Annotated in this window: 17 protein-coding genes; 3 read left to right on the top strand and 14 right to left on the bottom strand. The window is 55.3% G+C overall.

Annotated elements, in window-relative coordinates:
- Positions 1-4: 4 nt before the first annotated feature.
- The 3 genes from J1779_RS19335 to fabB form a co-directional block, all read right to left on the bottom strand.
- Positions 5-1,459 carry a PepSY-associated TM helix domain-containing protein gene (locus J1779_RS19335; RefSeq protein WP_217204537.1) on the bottom strand — a complete coding sequence of 485 codons (1,455 nt, stop codon included), beginning with the start codon at positions 1,457-1,459 and terminating at the stop codon, positions 5-7.
- A gap of 93 nt (positions 1,460-1,552) precedes the next feature.
- On the bottom strand, positions 1,553-2,029 hold the full coding sequence (locus tag J1779_RS19340; RefSeq protein WP_122097606.1) for a DUF2946 domain-containing protein: 477 nt from the start codon (positions 2,027-2,029) through the stop codon (positions 1,553-1,555).
- 130 nt (positions 2,030-2,159) lie between these two features.
- Entirely contained in the window at positions 2,160-3,380 is a 1,221-nt protein-coding gene (gene fabB, locus J1779_RS19345) for a beta-ketoacyl-ACP synthase I (protein WP_056782131.1), read from the bottom strand.
- Between the two features lie 169 nt (positions 3,381-3,549).
- Between fabB and mnmC the strand changes: the two genes are divergently transcribed.
- Positions 3,550-5,580, top strand: coding sequence for a bifunctional tRNA (5-methylaminomethyl-2-thiouridine)(34)-methyltransferase MnmC2/FAD-dependent 5-carboxymethylaminomethyl-2-thiouridine(34) oxidoreductase MnmC1 (gene mnmC, locus J1779_RS19350; protein ID WP_217204538.1), 2,031 nt, complete (start codon positions 3,550-3,552; stop codon positions 5,578-5,580).
- A gap of 82 nt (positions 5,581-5,662) precedes the next feature.
- Here the strand turns inward: mnmC and J1779_RS19355 are convergent, their stop codons facing one another.
- The 6 genes from J1779_RS19355 to prmB form a co-directional block, all read right to left on the bottom strand.
- A complete protein-coding gene (locus tag J1779_RS19355) occupies positions 5,663-5,941 on the bottom strand; it encodes a YfcL family protein (RefSeq protein ID WP_056782127.1) in 279 nt (92 codons plus the stop codon).
- 32 nt (positions 5,942-5,973) lie between these two features.
- Positions 5,974-6,531, bottom strand: a complete 558-nt coding sequence (locus J1779_RS19360; protein WP_056782125.1) for an elongation factor P hydroxylase — start codon at positions 6,529-6,531, stop codon at positions 5,974-5,976.
- Between the two features lie 102 nt (positions 6,532-6,633).
- Positions 6,634-7,434, bottom strand: coding sequence for a sulfite exporter TauE/SafE family protein (locus J1779_RS19365; protein WP_056782123.1), 801 nt, complete (start codon positions 7,432-7,434; stop codon positions 6,634-6,636).
- A gap of 42 nt (positions 7,435-7,476) precedes the next feature.
- Positions 7,477-8,334 (bottom strand): penicillin-insensitive murein endopeptidase, encoded by an 858-nt coding sequence (gene mepA / locus J1779_RS19370; RefSeq protein ID WP_217204539.1) that lies wholly within the window; start codon positions 8,332-8,334, stop codon positions 7,477-7,479.
- Positions 8,335-8,341: 7 nt separating this feature from the next.
- Positions 8,342-9,427 (bottom strand): chorismate synthase, encoded by a 1,086-nt coding sequence (aroC, locus tag J1779_RS19375; protein WP_217204540.1) that lies wholly within the window; start codon positions 9,425-9,427, stop codon positions 8,342-8,344.
- Positions 9,428-9,497: 70 nt separating this feature from the next.
- Positions 9,498-10,430 (bottom strand): 50S ribosomal protein L3 N(5)-glutamine methyltransferase, encoded by a 933-nt coding sequence (prmB, locus tag J1779_RS19380; protein ID WP_056782114.1) that lies wholly within the window; start codon positions 10,428-10,430, stop codon positions 9,498-9,500.
- Positions 10,431-10,632: 202 nt separating this feature from the next.
- Here prmB and smrB point away from each other — a divergent pair, with 202 nt between their 5' ends.
- Positions 10,633-11,172, top strand: a complete 540-nt coding sequence (gene smrB / locus J1779_RS19385) for an endonuclease SmrB (RefSeq protein WP_056782366.1) — start codon at positions 10,633-10,635, stop codon at positions 11,170-11,172.
- Between the two features lie 88 nt (positions 11,173-11,260).
- On the opposite strand, the gene sixA is transcribed toward smrB, so the two are convergent.
- The 4 genes from sixA to J1779_RS19405 form a co-directional block, all read right to left on the bottom strand.
- A complete protein-coding gene (gene sixA / locus J1779_RS19390; protein WP_056782111.1) occupies positions 11,261-11,749 on the bottom strand; it encodes a phosphohistidine phosphatase SixA in 489 nt (162 codons plus the stop codon).
- A gap of 402 nt (positions 11,750-12,151) precedes the next feature.
- Positions 12,152-14,335 carry a fatty acid oxidation complex subunit alpha FadJ gene (gene fadJ / locus J1779_RS19395; protein ID WP_217204541.1) on the bottom strand — a complete coding sequence of 728 codons (2,184 nt, stop codon included), beginning with the start codon at positions 14,333-14,335 and terminating at the stop codon, positions 12,152-12,154.
- A complete protein-coding gene (fadI, locus tag J1779_RS19400; protein WP_217204542.1) occupies positions 14,332-15,645 on the bottom strand; it encodes an acetyl-CoA C-acyltransferase FadI in 1,314 nt (437 codons plus the stop codon). Before fadI ends, fadJ begins: the two co-directional genes overlap by 4 nt.
- A gap of 211 nt (positions 15,646-15,856) precedes the next feature.
- Entirely contained in the window at positions 15,857-16,189 is a 333-nt protein-coding gene (locus tag J1779_RS19405; protein ID WP_217204543.1) for a YfcZ/YiiS family protein, read from the bottom strand.
- A 417-nt stretch (positions 16,190-16,606) separates the two neighbouring features.
- Here J1779_RS19405 and fadL point away from each other — a divergent pair, with 417 nt between their 5' ends.
- Positions 16,607-17,884: a long-chain fatty acid transporter FadL gene (gene fadL, locus J1779_RS19410; RefSeq protein ID WP_136376842.1), complete on the top strand. Its 1,278-nt coding sequence runs from the start codon at positions 16,607-16,609 to the stop codon at positions 17,882-17,884.
- A gap of 67 nt (positions 17,885-17,951) precedes the next feature.
- On the opposite strand, the gene mlaA is transcribed toward fadL, so the two are convergent.
- Positions 17,952-18,719, bottom strand: a complete 768-nt coding sequence (gene mlaA, locus J1779_RS19415; protein ID WP_056782103.1) for a phospholipid-binding lipoprotein MlaA — start codon at positions 18,717-18,719, stop codon at positions 17,952-17,954.
- Positions 18,720-18,753: the final 34 nt, after the last annotated feature.

The raw sequence follows: 18,753 nt of genomic DNA on the forward strand, positions 1-18,753 counted from the left end.
AAGATTAGTTCAGGTTACGGGTGCGGTACACCCTGCGCTCAGAGGTTGCCCAGCGGGCGATATCAATCAGCAGGAAAATGACCAGGCTGACGCCCATCACCGGCAACGAAACCGCAAGCCCGAGTGTGATCAAAAAGAGTGGGCATTGCAGGCTGAAAGGCACCGATTTCCAGGTTTGCATCAGCGTGATCACCGGGTTTACCCCGCCGCTGCTCACGTTTCTGCGCAGCCACCACAGACGATATCCCCAGGCAATCATCACGCAAAGCCCGGTACCAAACACCGCCAGAATCACCTGATTCCACAGGCCAAACAGAATACCCATATGGGCGTCCACGCCCCAGCGGGTCAGTTTCGCCAGCAAAGGGAAATCGGCAAAACGCACGTGATCGACAATCCGCAGGGAGGTCGGATCGATAGAAACGGCATCGACCTGCGTCGGCCAGCTGCGATCGACTTCGGTCACCGTCCAGGCTTTACCGGGGGTATAGGCCGGGCGGATTTCAATTTTATTCGCCCCGATCCCTGACGCCCGCGCGGCCTGAACGACAGTATCAAAGGTATCGGGGGTGACCGGCACGGTTTCAGGTTTCTCGTGCATCGCATGACCAGACATCTCCATGCCCGGCATATCCGCCATGGTGGCGTGATGCTCAGCGTGCTCGTCAGCGGGCGCGGCCGGAGCGTCAGCCTCTAAGGCCGTGTTCACCGTAGGCGTCAGCCAGCCCATGTGCGCGCGCAGCACGCCAATATTATCCCCTGCCCACTGCGACCAGGTCAGACCCGTGGCCGAGAAAAACAGCAAACCGGCCATCAGCGCCAGCCCCAGCGTGCTGTGCCAGCGACGGCTGCGCTCCTGCTTCGCCACTTTTTCGCTCAGTTTTCGGGGCGAGCGGCGTTTCGGGCGGCCGGTCAGCCACAGGATTATGCCGCCGATTGCCGCAACCCATAGCCAGGAAGCCGCAAGCTCACTGTAAAACCGTCCGGCATCGCCCAGCAGCAGGCCGCGATGTAAATCATCCAGCCAGGTGCGAAACGGTAAAATCCCGCTGGTGCCGTACACCGTCATATCGCCTTTAACCCCCAGCGTGGCGGGGTCGATAAAGATGGCGCGGCTTTTGGAAGCACCCAGTTGCGGATCGGAGAACATCACCCGCGTGGTATCGCCCTCATGAGGCGCAGGGCGGACGGCGTAAATTTTAGGATCCGGACCGGCCACCTTCACGGCAGCATCAATTTGTTGCGACAGCGGCTGCGCTTCCCCCTGAGAAGAGGTGAACAGCGCATCGGCGTACAGATAGTTTTCAAACTGCGGCGTGAGGACATACAGCGTGCCGGTCAGTGCAGCGACAAAAATAAACGGGCCGACGAACAGGCCGATATAAAAGTGTATGCGCTTGAGCAGCGCAAGAGATGCGGCTTTGACCGTCATTTTTTGAGAAACAGCAGGCTGGCTCATCAATCAGATTTCCTGAATTTTCCATAGCAAACACACAACGGTTACGCGGGTTAAGCGCCGTTATGTCGATAATTTTCATGTGAAGAGAAAAAGCTAAAGAAAATGAGGAGGCGCGCGGGGTTGGGAATCAGTGAAGAACAGCGAAGGAAAGAGACGTTGTATTACTGAACGCGAAGGCGCGCGGCCGGAATAAGCCCGCGACCACAGCATCGGCATGGCCTGTAAATCGAGCATCGGCAGATGCACCAGCAACACGCAATAACCGCAGGCGGCATCGCTCATGTCACCGAACATCATCCTTTTGGCGATATCTTTCGGCGCAGACTGACAGGATAGCTTCTGACAATGTTCCGGCGAGTCATGGTGGTCAGGCATCATCATGCCAGCCATCTCACCCTCTGGCATGTCCATGTCGGACATCACCATTCCCGGCATCATTGTGTGCTGCGCACCCTCAACCCCCTGTGATTTAGAAATCACCGGAGCAATAAACAACATCAGGATCGCCAGGATCCCAAGCCAGGCCGGGAAGCGCAGATGTCGATGATTGATGTGTCGGAGTGAGAGCATTATGTCAACAAAGTGAAAATAAGAAGCGGCGAAATTGTACCTGAATTGTTGAGGGATAACAGGAGGGATAAACAACAGACGTAAAAAAGCCCGTGTTAAACGGGCTTTTTTTAGTGCTTAACGACAGGAATTATTTGTCGTTTTTCATCTTGCGCATAACCAGCGTGGCGTTAGTGCCGCCGAAACCGAAGCTGTTGGACATCACGGTCGTCAGCTCGCGCTGAGTTGGCTTAGTGATGATATCCATGCCTTCCGCTTTCTCATCGAGGTCTTCGATGTTGATGCTTGGCGCGATGAAGCCGTGCTCGGCCATCAGCAGGGTGTAAATCGCTTCCTGAACGCCTGCGGCACCCAGAGAGTGACCGGTCATGGCTTTGGTGGAAGAAAGCGCTGGCGTTTTATCGCCGAACACTTCACGGATCGCACCCAGCTCTTTCACGTCGCCGACCGGAGTAGAAGTCCCGTGCACGTTAACGTAATCGATAGGCGTATCCACGCCGTTCATTGCCATTTTCATGCAACGCACAGCGCCTTCACCGGATGGAGCCACCATGTCTGCGCCGTCAGACGTTGCGCCGTAGCCAACGATTTCTGCGTAGATGTGCGCGCCACGAGCCAGAGCGTGTTCCAGCTCTTCCACGACAACCATACCGCCGCCGCCTGCGATAACAAAACCGTCACGGTTCTGATCGTAAGTACGGGAGGCTTTTTCAGGGGTTTCGTTGTAACGGGTAGACAGCGCGCCCATTGCATCGAATTCACAGGCCATTTCCCAGCACAGCTCTTCGCCGCCACCGGCAAAGACCACGTCCTGTTTGCCAAGCTGAATCATTTCTAACGCGTTACCAATGCAGTGAGCAGAGGTTGCGCAGGCAGAACTGATGGAGTAGTTCACGCCACGGATTTTGAACGGGGTCGCCAGACAGGCTGAAACACCGGACGCCATCGCTTTGGTCACCATGTAAGGGCCAACGCCTTTCAGGCCTTTGGCACGCATACCGTCGGAACCCGCAACCTGGTTGCGCGGAGAACCGCCGCCGGAACCGGCGATAAGGCCGGTGCGGTCGTTGGACACCATTTCAGGGGTCAGACCGGAATCTTCAATCGCCTGTTGCATGGAAAGGTAAGCGTAGATCGAGGCATCACTCATGAAACGCACAATCTTACGATCGATAAGGCCTGCGGTGTCTAATTTGACATCACCCCAGACGTGACTACGCATGCCGGCATCTTTCAGCTCTTGCGAGAAGGTGATCCCAGAGCGACCCTCTTGCAGAGATGCAAGAACTTCCTGCTTGTTGTTACCGATGCTCGAGATGATACCCAGGCCAGTAATCACTGCACGTTTCATTTAATACCTCTTGTACTATTCACCATTCGGGATTTCGTCACGCACTCTAGCGTACAGTTGTACGCCGAACAAGTCCGATCAGCAATTCCTTGTGTAAATCGTGGTAAATTTGCGCGGGGTCAAACGCAGGCGTAAACTCCGGCATCGCCTTGAACTGAGAGAGTTTCACGTGAGCCATAACCCGATCACACCCGCTGAATTAAGCTGGAACGAACAGGGTACACCTGTTTCCCGACATTTTGATGACGTCTACTTTTCCAATCAGGACGGCTTACTGGAAACACGCCATGTCTTCCTGAATGGCAATCATTTTCCGGCACGTTTTGCCGATCACCCGCGCCCGCTTTGCATCATTGCGGAAACCGGATTCGGTACCGGACTGAATTTCCTGACGTTGTGGCAGACCTTCGAGGCGTTCCACTCTGAGAACCCTGAGGCCACCCTGCAACGGCTGCATTTCATCAGCTACGAAAAATTTCCGCTGTCCGCCCGCGACCTTATCGCTGCCCATGCACAATGGCCGGAACTTGTCGACTACTCCGCCGAACTCTGCGAACAATGGCCGATGCCCTTTGCCGGATGCCACCGTTTGCTGCTGGCCGGTGGGCGTATCACGCTCGACCTGTGGTTCGGTGACGTGACTACCCTGCTTCCGGCATGTGACACCAGTATGAATCAGCAGGTCGATGCCTGGTTCCTCGACGGCTTTGCGCCCTCGAAAAACCCGGACATGTGGACACCTGAGCTCTTCCACGCCATGGCAAAAATGACCCGTCCGCAAGGGACCTTTGCCACTTTCACCGTCGCGGGCATAGTCCGCCGTGGCCTGCAGGAAGCCGGTTTTGACATCAGCAAAGTGCCGGGCTTCGGTGAAAAGCGCCATATGTTATCCGGTGTTTTACCGGCAGAAATTGATGTTCCTCATCCTGCCCCGTGGTATTTACGTCCTGCGGCGAAAAATGCCACAGAGTTTGCAGTTTTAGGCGGCGGCGTTGCCAGCGCCGTGCTTTCACTGGCACTTTTGCGCCGTGGCTATGCGGTCACGCTGTACTGCGCCGATGAAAAACCGGCGCTCGGGGCCTCCGGCAACCGTCAGGGCGCGGTTTATCCGTTGCTTAATGGCCGTGGCGATACGCTGGAAAACTTTTTCGCCCAGGCCTTCACCTTTGCCCGCCGCCAGTACGCGCAGCTTGAAACGCTGAATGTGCCTTTCGACCACGGCTGGAGCGGCGTGACGCAGCTCGGTTATGACGAAAAAAGTCAGGGCAAAATTGATGGCATACTCAAAGGCGGCTGGCCGGAAGAACTGGCAAAAGGGCTGAGTGAAGAAGACGTGGAAGCGTTGTGCGGATTACCGTGCGGCAGCGGCGGCGTGACCTATCCGCTCGGCGCGTGGCTGTGCCCGGCAGAACTGACCGCGTCGCTGATTTCTCTTGCCGAAACCCAGGGCTTAACGGTGCATTATTGCCAGCGCGTGACTGCATTAGAATTTGACGCCGGTTCGCAATGGGCGCTGACCTTTGCTAACGGCCATGTCGCCCGACATCAGGGTGTTGTTCTGGCGAACGGCGCAGACATTACTGATTTCAGTCAGACAGAAAAACTGCCGGTTTATGCCGTCAGCGGCCAGGTGTCGCATATTCCGACCACACCGGCGCTGAGCAAACTGACGCAGGTGTTGTGTTATGACGGCTACATGACGCCGGTCAGCCCGCAGAATCATCACCATTGCATTGGTGCAAGCTATCACCGCGCCGACAAATGCACGGATTACCGTGACGGCGACCAGCAGGAAAACCGCCAGCGTCTCATCAGGTGTCTGCCGGATCAGCAATGGCCGCATGACGTGGATGTCAGTGAAGGCGAAGCGCGAAACGGCGTGCGCTGCGCGACCCGAGACCATCTGCCGATGATCGGCTCGGTGGCTGATTATGATGCGCTGCTGGAGAGTTATCAGACGTTAGATCTCGACATTAAACGCCACCGCCCGGTAGCGCCTGCGCCTGTGTATGAAAATCTGTTTCTGTTTGGTGCGCTCGGTTCACGCGGGCTGAGTTCTGCGCCGCTCGGGGCAGAAATACTGGCGGCGCAGATTGCCGGTGAACCGCTGCCGCTCGACAGCGAAACGCTGGCGGCCCTCAATCCGAACCGCATGTGGGTCAGAAAATTGCTGAAAGGCCGCCCGGTGGAATCACATTAAGCAGGTTTTCAGACCTGACTTTGGGTAAATAAAAAAGCGCAGCCGGTTCACCCTGGCTGCGCTTTTTTTTACTGAAAGGGGATTATTGTGGCAAGGAAGCCTGATAGAGATTTTCCCACATGCCCTGAACCAGTGCCTGATCGCGCGGCGATAATTCACCGGCGCGGATAGCCTTATCCAGTCCGTCCTGAACACGAATTTTCAGCGCTTCGGCGGTGTGTTCACCGTTCTCTTCCGCTTCTGCTACCGCGACCGTCAGATGGCCCCGCAGATAGCCACTGGCAAACAGTTCGTCGTCGCTGGCGCTTTCGACCATGTCGTCAATCAGCGTTAAAATCCGCGTTTCAAATTCTGCGATCATTACTCTTCCTCTCGTGTCCGGTATTGAGTCTTTTATTCGATCGGCTGCAACGCAGGGAAGTCTGCAGGCGTCAAAGGGGCGGTATTGTAAAACGATTGTAACGCTTTAATAAAGCGCGAAGGTCTTTCCGGGATGCCCTGCTCCAGCATACGCAGCACTTCTGCACGCACTTTATTCTGGAAACCGACGCGGTCGGGCTCGCAATCGCCGCTCAGGTTGTCGCAACTGACGTTAAACGCAAAACCCGCTGCCGCGCAGAACAACCATTCATAGGATTGCGGTTTGATTTCGACTTTCTCAAACTCGCTCTGCGTCTGGGCATCACGGCCGTCCGGGCAGTACCAGTAACCGAAATCCACCAGTTTGTGGCGTTCAGCACCCGCGACGCACCAGTGAGAGATTTCATGCATTCCGCTGGCGTAATAACCGTGGGCAAAAACGATGCGGTTAAACGGCTCCTGCTCATCCGCAGGCAGATAGATCGGCTCGTCATCGCCTTTAATCAGGCGCACGTTAAATTCCTCAAAGAAGCAGGAATCAAAAATGTCGATCAATTGATGATAGTTATGTGTTGCAGTCGAATCAGACATAATTGCTGTGAAACTCGTTAAAGTAAGATCAGGGGCGACAATATACCCCTGATTGAATGGCGTATTTCATGACTTCGGGCAAGCATTCTGCTGCTGGTAAAATTATAAATGCAGACTTAGCCAGTGCATGATTTCGGTACCGTGATTGTCGTAAATCAGCTTGCAACTCATCACCACGGACACGGTCACCACCATCGGGCGGATCATCTTCTGCCCTTTGCTGAGCACCATCCGCGCACCAAGACGCGCACCGATAAACTGCCCGGCCATCATCACAAATCCCAGCACCCACACCACTTTGCCGCCGAGTATGAAGAACAGCAGGCCGCCGAAGTTGGAGGTGAAATTCAGGACTTTTGCGTGCGCCGTGGCTTTAGCGAGGTTAAACCCACATAAAGTCACAAAACCCAGCGCGTAGAACGAGCCCGCACCGGGGCCGAAAAATCCATCATAAAAACCGACACAACCGCCGCCGACCAGCGCATACGGCAACGCATTCAGGCGTCTGGCGCGATCGCTTTCGCCCAGGCGGGGCGTCAGCAGGAAATACAACCCAATGCAGATAATCAGCAGAGGCAGAATCTGACGCAGCATGTCGGCGCGCAGATGCTGAATCAGGATCGCACCAATCACCGAACCGACAAAGGTGCAGGCGATATTGAGCTTTTGATCGTTGAGATCCACCACCCCGCGCCGCACAAAATAGAGGCTGGCGGAAAAAGATCCGCCAATGGATGACAGCTTGTTGGTGGCAATGGCCTGCGCGGGGGAAACCCCCGCCGCCAGCAGTGCGGGCAGGCTGATAAGCCCGCCGCCCCCGGCAATGGAATCAATGAAACCGGCAAACAGTGCAACGAAAAATAAGACGATTAATACCCACGGTGCAACGATCAGCCAGTCCATTCATTTCACTCAGCAAGATGAAGTCAAAATCGTACAGGCCAGTTAAAGCTGACCAACATGTTTATCCAGCAGCGCCTGACAGGTTGGCGGCAACGGAGGCGGCTCGCTTTTCACTGAAGTGCCACTTCCCGGTTTTGGCGGCAGGAACCAGCTTTGCAGCTCAGCGCCACAGCCATCTCCCGGAGGAGGTGGTGCCTGATTGTCGCATTCCAGGCTTCCGGCGGGGCAGCTCAGGCGCACATGCATATGCGCACGATGGCCGAACCACGGACGCACTTTGTGCAGCCATTCACGATCGGTTCCCGCATCGATGCAAAGCTGTTGCTTGATCGCCGGGTTGACGAAAATGCGTACCACCTCTTTATCCTTCGCGGCCATCTTGATCAGCGTTTCTATCCGCGGCTGCCACTGGCCTGGCACAACGGATTTACCGTTAGCACTGACCAGATCGATAGGCTGCGGTTTGAGCAGCATCTGTTCGCTCCAGCGCTGACGCGGCAGTTGCAGCCAGATATCCACATCCAGCCCGGACTGATGGCTGGCGTGACCGCTGCTGAAACGTCCGCCCGCGGGCATCGCCATATCGCCGACCAGCATGGTGCCCAGGCCTTTTTCACGCGCCTGAGTGCCCAGACGGGTGATAAACGCCAGCAAATCCGGCTGCCCGAAATAGCGGCGCTGATCGGTTCGCATCACCTGATAATCCGGTGAATTGAGCGGCAGTGGTTGCGCACCAATCTGGCATCCGTTGGCGTAGCTGCCTATGGCCTGAGGCGCGCCGGAAATCGGTTGGGTAATTTTCTGCCACGGCGTTGCCGCCAGAGCAGGCGCGCAAAGCGCGAGCACCAGAAAACTGGCGCAGGCGGCTTTCAACGCAGGAACAGGGCGTAAAAGTTTCATCGAATGATTACCAGCGTGGCACGGTGGAATGAACGTCGCCGTTCTGAGCGCGCTGACGCAGTAAGTGATCCATCAGCACAATCGCCATCATCGCTTCCGCAATGGGTACAGCACGGATGCCGACGCACGGATCATGACGCCCTTTGGTGATCATCTCGACCTGCTCGCCTTCAAGGTTGATGGTGCGCCCCGGAACGGTGATGCTGGACGTAGGTTTCAGCGCCAGATGGGCAACCACCGGCTGGCCGCTGCTGATCCCGCCGAGAATACCGCCCGCATGATTGCTTTCGAAACCGGTCGGCGTAATTTCGTCACGGTTTTCGCTGCCGCGTTTATTAACCACGGCAAACCCGTCGCCAATTTCCACGCCTTTCACCGCGTTGATGCTCATCAGCGCATGCGCCAGATCAGCATCCAGACGGTCAAACACCGGCTCGCCCAGGCCGACCGGTACGTGATCTGCCACAACGGTAATTTTGGCACCGATGGAATCGCCTTCTTTTTTCAGCGCGCGCATCAGTTCGTCCAGTGCTTCGAGCTTGCTTTCATCCGGGCAGAAGAACGGGTTGGTTTCGACCAGATCCCAGTCTTTCAGTTCGCAGGTGATATCGCCCATCTGGGACATATACCCGCGCACCTTCACGCCGAATTTTTCCAGCAGATATTTCTTCGCCACGGCACCTGCGGCCACGCGCATGGCGGTTTCGCGGGCAGAAGAACGGCCACCGCCACGATAATCGCGCACGCCGTATTTTTGTTCGTAGGTGTAATCCGCATGTCCCGGACGGAACACGTCCTTGATGGCGCTGTAATCCTGCGAGCGCTGATCGGTATTCTGGATGATCAGGCCGATGCTGGTGCCGGTGGTCACGCCTTCGAACACGCCGGACAAAATTTTCACTTCGTCGGCTTCGCGGCGCTGCGTGGTGTAACGCGAGGTGCCAGGGCGACGCCTGTCGAGATCGTGTTGCAGATCTGCTTCGGTCAGCGCAATACCCGGCGGCACGCCGTCAATAATACAGCCCAGTGCCACACCGTGGGATTCGCCAAACGTGGTGACGCGGAAAAACTGCCCAATACTGTTCCCTGCCATCACGGCTCCTTACCATTATGTTGATGTTTGATGCTGGAATGACCGGCGAAAGGCCGGTCATGAGAAGTCATTAGTCACGGTAGCCGGTGAAGTATTCGGCGCATTCAACGAGCTGCTGTTTGGTCAGCATAAAGACGCCATCACCGCCGTTTTCAAACTCCAGCCAGGTGAACGGGATCTCAGGATATTGTTCCATCAGATGTACCATGCTGTTTCCTACTTCACAAATCAGCACGCCGTTGTCCGTCAGGTAATCCGGCGCACAGGCCAGAATACGACGGGTCAGTTTCAGGCCGTCAGTGCCTGAAGCCAGGCCCAGCACAGGTTCGTGGCGGTATTCCTGTGGCAAATCAGACATGTCTTCTTCATCCACATACGGCGGATTAGTGACGATCAGATCGTATTGCAGCGGCGGTAATTCGCGGAACAGATCAGAACGGATCGGCGTGACCCAGTTCTCGATGCCGTGCGTATCAATATTGCGTTCAGCCACGGCCAGCGCATCGGCAGAGATATCCACCGCATCCACTTCGGTTTCCGGAAACGCATAGGCACAGGCGATAGCAATACAGCCGCTGCCGGTGCACATATCAAGAATATGCTCAGGTTTCTCGTGCAGAATGCCGGAGAAGCGGTGTGTAATCAGCTCACCAATCGGCGAGCGTGGCACCAGAACGCGCTCATCGACATAAAACTCCATGTCACAGAACCAGGCTTTGTTGGTCAGGTAAGCCACAGGCACACGCTCATTGACGCGGCGGATCACGCGCTCCACGATGCGGTGACGCTCACTGGAGGTCAGACGCGCAGTGTGCATATCTTCAGGGATATCCAGCGGCAAAAACACGCTCGGTAACACCAGTTGCACCGCTTCGTCCCACGGGTTATCGGTGCCGTGACCGTAATAGACATTGGCTGCGTTCAGGCGGCTGACGGTCCAGCGCAACATATCCTGAATGGTATGCAGTTCACTGACCGCTTCGTCGACGAAAATTTTGTCCAATTTTATTCTCCAGGCATGCACGGGTTTTTAACAGACGTTTAACCCATAATTTGCCGCATAGTTTGCCACGAAGCCCGTCACAAATCAGCAGCTAGTCAACGCACTTGCGCGATGTCTCGAAGAATTTAACCCTGAGTTTTCTTTAAACCACAGGTCGCCCGCAGGTACACTGTCGGCATTGTGCGAAAAAGACGACCCGAAAATGAAGAAAAAGCACCTGCTGAGCCCGGAAGAAGCCGCGATATTTCGCGAGGCCGTTCCCGGCGTCAAGCGCCTGAAAAATGACACGATTACCCATCCGCCACGGCGAAAAAAAGTGACGCAAATGTCGCCTCAAAAGCTGCTGCAGGAGCAGGTGGACGCAAGCTATTATTTTTCTGATGAATTCCAGCCGATGTTGCAGGAAGAGGGTCCGGTACGTCATGTCCGGCCTGATGTCAGCCATTTTGAATTGAAAAAATTACGCCGCGGGGATTATTCCCCCGAACTGTTTCTCGATTTGCACGGGTTAACGCAAATGGAAGCCAAGCAGGAATTGGGCGCGCTGATTGCCGCCTGTCGCCGCGAACACGTCCATTGTGCCTGCGTGATGCACGGGCACGGCAAGCATATTCTCAAGCAGCAAACGCCGCTGTGGCTGGCGCAACACCCTGACGTCGAGGCATTTCATCAGGCGCCGAAAGAGTTCGGCGGCACCGCCTCGCTGCTGGTGCTGATTGAGCTGGATGACAAAATCAGCTAACCCCGGCTGGCGAAACACAGAAAGCAGAAAGGCACAGCGCGTTCACACGGCTGTGCCTTTCTTTTGTTTACTTTTCCATCCCGGAAAATTAAACCTTCGCCATCACCTGGCACGGACTAAATTGCCACTCGAAAGTGCCCTGCCCGGTTTCACCATTCAGTTCCACACTGGCCATCGCGGAAGTGGCAAACATTGGCGGGCACAGACCCGGACACAGTTCCGCGACCAGATAGCCCACCAGCGGCAAGTGAGACACCACCAGCACGGCATTCACACCGGTCAGCGCCAGATGTTGCAACTCGCTGGCCACCAGTGCGGGATCGCCGCCCGGCGTCAGTTCTTTCAGCGTATCGATTTCAACGTTGTCTGGCAGCGCCAGGCTCAGCCGCACTTTTTCAAGCGTCTGCTGCGCACGCAGATACGGACTGACCAGAACGCGATCAATTTTGACGCCACGGCCATTGAGCCAGGCTGCCATATGTACTGATTCGTCACATCCGCATTCGCTTAACGGGCGAACCGAGTCGCTTGCAGCTTCAAGAACCGCATCACCGTGACGCATAATAACAACTTGCATATTGCACCGCTTTTGTTAACAAAAATAGCGCTATACAGAAACGCTTTGCGTGCTGTATCACCCATTGCCCAGCGTTTTTTTATCGTCGTTTGACAACAAAAAAGCTGAAAGGCAGTACATCCACTTAACCCGCCTGGCCACATGCTTTGCATGGTCAGCATCAGCGGTCGGGCATTTTGCCTGAAAGTTCACGTAAAGAAAACGCTGTTTTTTACACCAACCCTTACCGCATGTAAACTATTCAGGCTAATTTTTAACCACTCGGGTTGTAGATCAATCGTTTGGGTTTGTTCTTGTACAAAACCGACCTCCCCATAAAAAAGATCCCGCAGGCTTAAGTATGGCTGCAAGCAGGATCTGTTCCACACTCTCGCGAAATACATCGTCACACAGTGACGGAGGTCACACTGCGTCGGCCATTTCCTTCGCCTCGCCTTTCGGATAGAAAAGCCCGCCGTTCGCCGCGCGAAGCACCAGACCTTCGCACGGCGTAAAGTGTTCACCGTAACGCTGCGCCAGTTGCTCCAGGGTTTTCACCACGTTTGCCGCCCCCAGCGTATCAATGTAGCGGAACGGCCCGCCGCGAAACGGTGGGAAACCGATGCCAAATACCGCGCCCAAATCGCCATCACGCGCGCTGCGGATCACCTTTTCATCCAGACACCGCACCGCCTCATTGAGCATCAGCATCACACAACGTTGGGCGATTTCCGTCTCCGGCTGCTGCACTTTCGGGGTGACGTTGAGCAGGCGATAGACGGCAGGATCGACCTGCTTTTTCTTAGCCATGCGTCCTTTCTGGGCATAAAGATAGAAGCCTTTGCCGTTTTTACGCCCTTTGCGATCGTCTTTGAGCACTGCATCAAAACCGGCGGGCGCAGCAAATCGTTCGCCAAACGCATCCACCAGAATCGGGCTGATTTTAGTGCCGACGTCGATCCCTACTTCATCAAGCAACTGCACCGGCCCGACCGGGAAACCAAAGCTGACCAGCGCTTTGTCGATGTGATCGATGGGTTCGCCAGCCAGAACACAGCGCGCCGCTTCGTTGATGTAAGGCGCAAGAATGCGGTTAACGTAGAACCCGGCACTGTCACCCACCACAATGGCTGTTTTTCCCTGTTTCTTCGCCAGCGACACTGTTGTGGAAATCGTCTGCGCACTGCTGCCGGCATGGGGGATCACTTCCACCAGCGGCATTTTATCCACCGGGCTGAAATAGTGCAGACCAATCACCTGTTCAGGTCTTTCCGCCTGCGCAGCTATCTGATGAATAGGTAAAGAAGAGGTGTTTGAAGCGAAAATAGTGTGCGGAGCGGCATTTTTCTCAATCTCCGCCACCATGCCCTGTTTCAGCGCCAGATCTTCGAAGACGGCTTCAACCACCAGATCCACCTGCGCAAAGCCGCTGTAATCAGTGGTGCCTGAAATCAGCATCATCTGGCGTTGCTGTTCATTGCGCGTCAGTCTGCGGCTGCGCACTTTTTTCTCCAGCAAATCCCAGCTGTATTTCAGAGCATGGCGGATACCCTCGACATTGATGTCTTTGATACGCACCGGCAGCCCGGCGCGGGTGGCCGTGACGTTAGCGATACCCCCGCCCATCAGCCCGCCGCCAAGAATGCCGACACGGCGAAGCGGCAGCGGTTGGGCGTCCGCACCTGTTTCTTTTTTCAGCGCCGTGGACGCAAAGAATAAGCTGCGCAGCGCAGCGGATTCAGGCGTCATCACCAGTTCGCCAAACGCGTTTGCTTCCGCCTGATAACCATTACCGCTGCCCTGATCCAGACCGGTTTTCACCACATCGATGATTTTTTCGGTGGCCGGATAATTGCCGTGGGTTTTGGCGCGCGTCTGTTTGCGCACAAAATGGAACAGCACACTTTTCCCCAGCGGTCCGCCCGCCAGTCTTGCCTGCCACGGCAGCACAGGGCGTGCCCTGCGGCCTTTGGCTACGCGTTCCAGCGCCGTTTGCAGCAAGATTGAATAAGGTACAGCGTCATCCACCAGCCCCAGTTTCAATGCCTGTTTCGCCCGCAGGCTTCGGCCGGTGAGCATCAGTTCCAGCGCTTTCGGCGCACCGATTAAACGCGGCAGGCGCTGCGTACCGCCGGAGCCTGGCAACAGGCCAAGTTGCACTTCCGGCAGGCCGAGCTGAGTTTTATCATCCAGCGAACAAATGCGGGCATGGCAGGCCAGCGCCAGTTCCAGACCGCCGCCGAGGCAGGCACCGTGAATGGCGGCCACCACCGGCACGGAGAATGAGGCAATCTGCGACATCACCGTCTGGCCTTTCAGCGCGAGCTGGCTGGCCTCTGCGGCGGTTTTGCAGCCGGCAATCATCGTAATATCGGCACCGGCGATAAAAGAATCGGGTTTGCCGGAAATCAGCACCAGCCCCTTCAGATTCGGATACTGCTGCGCTTTATGCAAAATAGAGGAGATTTGCTCAGCAAATTCAGCCTTTAAGGTATTCACTTTTTCACCGGGAACATCAATGGTGATGATGCCGATATGTTCGTTGGTAAACATCAGTGAAAACGCGGAATCCGGCGCTGTGATTAAGTTTTCCATGCTGTCTTTCATTGTGCCGCCTCCAGGATCATCGCCGCGCCTAAACCCCCGGCGGCGCAGGCCGTCGTCAGGCCGTATTTTCCGCCACGGCGGCGTAATTCATGCAGTGTCTGGGTGATCATGCGCGCGCCGGTGGCGGCAAACGGATGTCCGTAAGCCAGCGAACCGCCAAGCACATTGAACTTATCCCAGTCGATTTCCCCCACCGCTTCGCTGCGCCCCAGTTTTTCACGGGCAAACTGCTCGCTGCCCAGCATTTTGATGTTCGCCAGCGTCTGTGCCGCAAAAGCTTCATGCATGTCGATCAGATCGAGATCGGCAAACGTCAGCCCCGCCCGGTCAAGGGCAATCGGCGTGGCGTACGCCGGGCCGAGGAGCATATCTTCCCAGACATCGATGGCGGCAAAGGCAAAACTTTTCAGATAGCCGAGCGGCTGCAGCCCAAGCTCACGGGCGCGGGACTCGCTCATCATCAGCACCGCGGCGGCGCCGTCCGTCAGCGGCGTGCTGGTGGCGGCGGTGACGGTGCCATGTTTGCGGTCAAACGCCGGTCGCAGTTTGGCATATTGCCCGATCTCTGAATTGAGGCGGATATTGTTGTCTTTTTGCAGCACCTCACGGTACGGCGGGATCTGCGCGGCCATTACCTGACTGTTCAGGTAGCCCTGTTCCCAGGCCAGCGCCGCCAGCGTGTGGGAACGGTGCGCCAGTTCGTCCTGCTGCTGACGGGTAATGCCGTGGCTTTTCGCCATCTGCTCGGCGGTGTCGCCCATGCGCAGGCCGGTCGAATACTCCGCAACCGCCGGAGGCACCGGCATCAGGTCACGCAGTTTGAGTTTACTGAACAATGACAAACGCTGTGACAGCGTGCGGGCTTTGTTGACGTCAACCAGCGTGCGGGCGAGACGTTTACTGACGCCAATGGGCAGCACCGAGGAAGAATCCGCGCCCCCGGCGATGCCGACGCTGATCGTTCCGCTGAGAATGCTTTCAGCCACATTCGCCACCGCCTGAAAACTGGTGGCACAGGCGCGCGAGACGCTGTAAGCATCGGTCGAGACATTCATGCCAGTGCCGAGCACAATTTCGCGCGCAATGTTCGGCGCTTCCGGCATTTGTACCACCTGTCCGAACACCAGCTGATCGATAACTTTCGGGTCAATCCCACTTTTCGCCAGCAATTCGCTGACCACCATTTTGCCCAGATCCACGGCGGGAATGCCGTGGTAGGCGGTGGCCTGTTTCGCGAAGGGCGTGCGTAAACCATCGACAATCGCAATGCGATCGCCTTCACGCGTTACCAGTGGAATGACCTTGTTCATACATGCTCCTGAGTAAATAGGGTCTAAGAGGTCTGACCTGATAACTCAGTTTTAACCATGTATTTACATTTGGCAAAGCGAAAGCGGCCGAAGTGCGAGCAACAGCAAATTTTTCTGAAATTAGAATGAGAAGGAAAGCAGGCGGGAAAGGATGACGGACAAAAAAATACCGCTGCGGGCGGGCAGCGGCATGTGAAATGCTCAGGTGGGCTTATCTTAAAGCCAGCTGGAAGATCATGGTTTCAGCCTGGCAGCTAAAAGTGAAATCGATATTCAGCTCAACGCCACCGTCCACTTTTTCCATGCGGCTGGTGATCTCGCAGGGTTCAGATTCGACACCGCGCGCACGTTCGGTCAGGGATTGCAGCATCTCTTCGGCCTGGGCTTCGTTTTCAAAAACGCGGCTGTAAGAAGCGGTGCAATCGGTGTTGTCCATGATAGTGCCCACATCAACACAACAGCAGGCTGCCGTTTCTTCTGCGCCGCATTTGTTGATGGAGTGCAGAGGTTGGGTGGATTTAGAGGACATGGTTACGTCAGACATAATTTTCTCCCCGGCATCAACGGCAACGTCCACCGTCTGGCCTTTTGCGAATTTAAGATTTATTTTCCTTTCGTATTTTACGCCACCCTCTCCCGCTTCGACTAGCACTTACTTTTTATGTGTGTTTATCGTGCTTCAGATCACAAAATGGCGAAGAACAGATTAAATTTAAGTCAGGTTTCTCAGTTTAACGTTTCTGAATTGAACTTTTAATGTTGGTTTTTTGTTAAGTGGATCCGATTTCTTGCATCAAATAAGAAATATCAATGAAACATGATTGCAACTACACCACAGGTCAGACCTATACTTCGCTCACTGGTCTGATTTGTCAGACTGATAACGGACCCTACAATCCCGCGCTCATTGTTACTCGATGTAACATTGTTTGATAAAAAACATAAAATTGAGGTTTTGGTCATGAACCAGAAAAACCTGTTTAAAAGATCAGCTCTGGCAGCTGCAGTGGCAATTGTTTCTTCCAACGTTTATGCAGCAGGTTTTCAGCTCAACGAATATACCGCTGCGGGTTTAGGTCGTTCCTTCTCTGGTGAAGGCGCGATTGCAGACACCGCGGCGTCTGGTAGCCGCAACCCGGCGACCATGACGATGTTTGATCGTCCGGCATTTTCCATCGGTGCGGTTTACGTTGACCCGGATGTCAGCGTGACGGGCAAATCCCCGGTCACCGGTGCCAGCACCGATGCAGGTAACATTGCGCCAAACCAGTGGGTGCCGAATATTCACTTTATTATGCCGCTGAATGAACAGTGGGCAGTGGGTGCGTCGGCGACGTCTAACTACGGTCTGGCGACCGAGTTTAACGATAATTACCCGGCGGGCCCGATCGGTGGCGAAACCGATCTGATGACCATCAATAATAACTTAAGCGTCGCTTATCGTTTCAACGAGAACTTCAGCTTTGGCGTGGGCTTTGATGCCGTTTATGCGAAAGCAAAAATTCGTCGTACCGCCGGTGAACTCGCCCCGCTGGCGACCCGTGGTCTGATTTCTGAAGATACCGAAGCGGCCAAGCTGAAAGGCAACGAATGGGGCTACGGCTGGAACGCCGGTATTCTGTATGAAGTCGATGACAACAACCGCTACGCCTTCACTTACCGTTCAGAAGTGAAAATTGATTTCGACGGGGAATACCGTAACGGCATTCCACAAGCACTGGGCGGCACTGGCGGTCAAACCGTGCCTGGCTCCCTGACCCTGAATCTGCCGGAAATGTGGGAAGTGTCAGGTTATAACCGCGTTGCGCCAAAATGGGCCGTTCACTACAGCCTGGCTTACACCAGCTGGAGCCAGTTCCAGGAGCTGAAAGCCACCGGTTCTAACGGCCAGACCCTGTTCCAGAAAGACGAAGGCTATCACGATGCTTATCGCATCGCGCTGGGTACCACCTATTACTACGACGAAAACTGGACCTTCCGTACCGGTGTGGCATTCGATGACAGCCCGGTTCCGGCGGATAACCGCACCATTTCGATTCCGGATCAGGACCGCTTCTGGGTCTCTGCGGGGACCACGTACGCATTCACCAAAGATGCCTCAGTGGATGTCGGCGTCTCTTATATGCATGGCCAGACCGTCAACATCAGCGAGCAGGTGTCTGCCAACGCGCCTAAGTATGAATTCCAGGCGAAAGGGACGGCCATGTTGTACGGCGCGAACTTTAACTACAGCTTCTGATGAGTTGAGTGTGACGCCTGAAATGAAAAAAGCGCCGAAAGGCGCTTTTTTTATGGCGACGAAACGGTTATTCCGAATCGATATCTTTCAGGTCACCCTGAATCAGTGCCGCATTCGGGTTTTCCTGCGGCGTCAGCTGACCGCCTCTCGCCAGGAAGTCGTGACGCTGGAAGTAAGCTTCACGGATCATCAGGTAAGGATCAGAAGAGTTACGAATGATGCCATCAGAATCCAGCAATTCAGCACGGGTTTCGACGCCTTCCAGCACCCATTTACCGGCTGACATCCAGAACGTCAGATAGCTGAGCATCGGATAGAGATCATCGACTAAATCGCCCCCCTCGTCACGCAGGGTCGCGCTGCCATAACCTGGCAGAACGGCGTAAGGGCCGTAACCAACACCATAATGTCCCAGCGTGCTGCCAAAGCCCTGCGCCTCTTCACGCGCCAGTTTCGGGTTCGCCATTCCTGCCACGTCAATCAGACCGCCCATCCCTAACAAGGTGTTCAGGAAGAAGCGGTTGAAGTGGATCGCCGCGCGGTACGGATCGCCTTTAAGCAAGGAGTTCACCATGCTGGCCGGTTCGTCGAGGTTGCTGAGGAAGTTACTGGTGCCGTTACGCGCCGGTTGCGGGACATAATCACGCCACGCCACGGCAACAGGCCGCACCAGATACGGATCCATATAGTTATAGTTGAAGTCGAACATGACCCGGTTGAAACCTTCCAGCGGATCAGAACGTCCCTGCTGTTCGCTGTCAGAGGATCCGGACGTGCCGGCACAACCGACCAGTAAAACGGTCGCAAACGCCAGCCCAGTCAGGCGTAAGTTCATGGATATCTCCCTGTTATTGATCTTCGGCTCTCTG

It is taken from the genome of Rahnella rivi, from assembly GCF_019049655.1.
In the GTDB taxonomy this organism is placed as follows: domain Bacteria; phylum Pseudomonadota; class Gammaproteobacteria; order Enterobacterales; family Enterobacteriaceae; genus Rahnella; species Rahnella rivi.